This is a genomic window from Clostridium sp. LS, assembly GCF_002760435.1.
GTDB lineage: Bacteria > Bacillota > Clostridia > Clostridiales > Clostridiaceae > Clostridium.
This window is the reverse complement of the sequence record NZ_AUUU01000190.1, coordinates 1-1872: the sequence shown is the minus strand read 5'-3', so window position 1 is coordinate 1872 and position 1872 is coordinate 1. Positions and strand designations below refer to the sequence as shown.

General features: G+C 30.9%; 1 protein-coding gene. It reads left to right on the top strand.

Annotation, left to right across the window (positions count from 1 at the left end):
• Positions 1 to 154 precede the first annotated feature (154 nt).
• A complete protein-coding gene (locus COL3_RS25900; RefSeq protein WP_008419066.1) occupies positions 155 to 1765 on the top strand; it encodes an IS66 family transposase in 1611 nt (536 codons plus the stop codon).
• Positions 1766 to 1872 lie beyond the last annotated feature (107 nt).

Sequence of the window (1872 nt, the reverse complement as noted above, 5' to 3'; positions counted from 1 at the left end):
TGAAGTTAGAACTAAGTCTAAATTTAAGCCAATTGAAGTAAGAAACAGCTTTTAAAGCAAATATTGCTATAAGCCCTTAATTTTGAACTTTTACAAGTTTCGGAATTAAGGGCTTTGTGGTAATATATGCCTATATTTGTTGTGAGGTATAAAAATGGATATTTTAGATTTAGAGAATCAGCTCGATGAAAAAACAAAATTATTGATTTCTAAAATGGAAGAACAAATTCAATCAAAAGATAAAGAAATTGATAATTTAAAAAAGGAATTAGCTTTTCTTAAAGGACAACTTCTTAATAAAAACAGAAAAATTTTTGGACAATCTAGTGAGCAAGTTGATTCAAGACAGATATCTCTTTTTAATGATGCTGAAAAAAACAGTGATCTAAAAATAGAGGAACCTACCATTGAAGAAATTACATATAAAAGAAAGAAATCATCTTCTCATTCAGGGAAAAAAGATAACTTATCCGGCCTAGATAGAGTCATAATTGAGCATAAAATTAATGATTCCGAAGCAGTTTGCGATAAATGCGGAAATAATTTAGTTGTAATAGGCAAAAAATCAAAAGAGATTTTAAAGTATAAGCCAGCAGAACTTTACATAGAGGAACATATTTCATATACATATGCATGCAAAAATTGCGAAGCGGATGCAGATAAAGTCAATATAATTTCAGCAAAAATACCAAATACATTCTTATATAAAAGTATGGCTTCAAATGAATTATTAGCTCATGTTGTGAGCATGAAATATCAATATGCAATGCCGTTATATAGAATGGAATCATATTTTAAGATGATGGATGTTAATCTTTCAAGACAGACATTATCTAATTGGATAATAAGTTGTGCAACTGAGCTTAAGCCTGTTTTTAACTATATGAAAGAGGAGCTCTTAAAAAGAAATTATATACATGCCGATGAAACATATCTGAAGGTTATTGAAGAAAACGGAAAAGATTCTAACTCAAAAAGATTCATGTGGTTATATCGCTCCGGAGGCATTGAAAATCCAGTAATTCTATATGATTATCAAAAAACAAGATCTGGATCTTGTGCAGAAGAATTTCTTGAAGGATTCTCAGGCTATCTTCAAACAGATGGATATGATGGCTATAATAAGGTTAAAAATATAAAAAGATTATATTGCATGGCTCATATTCGAAGAAAATTCTTTGAAATAATATCATCATTAAGCCCTGAAGCTTTAAAGCAATCACATGCATTAGAAGGGTTTAATTATTGTGAGCAACTTTATGAAATTGAAAAAGAGCTAAGGGAACAATACATGGGGAGTGATGATTATTATGCTGATAGACATATAATAAGGCTCAAGAAATCTGACCCTATCCTTAAAAAATTTCAAGAATATGTAGATAGTGAAATTGTTGATGCTCTTCCTAAAAGTCCTTTAGGTAAAGCTCTTGCATATGCGCAAAAGTTATTGCCATATATGAGAACTTTCTTAACGAACGGATGTCTTGAAATTGATAATAATGCAGCCGAAAGAGCTATAAAGCCATTTGTAATTGGCAGAAAAAATTGGATGTTTTCCAAGACTTCAAAAGGCGCATCGTCAAGCGCACTTCTTTATAGTATTATTGAAACGGCTAAAGCCAATGGCTTAGCAACTGAAAAGTATTTAGTATATTTATTTGAAGTGTTAGCAAGTTCGGAAATTAAAGAAAGGGACATACTAGAAAAATGTATGCCATGGTCGGAAAACATTCCAGATCAACTGCGTGTCAAGACTACCAAATAATTATTTACATATAAAAATATACCTAACAGAGAATTTAAACCTTTCTGTTGGGTATATTTTATCACTTAAATTGCGCTATCGCTACGCGTCGATTCTTTGACGCTTAC

What these genes read in the sequence shown, in the direction of transcription:
- COL3_RS25900 (WP_008419066.1), top strand. Translation starts at nt 155, where the DNA reads ATGGATATTTTAGATTTAGAGAATCAGCTCGATGAAAAAACAAAATTA.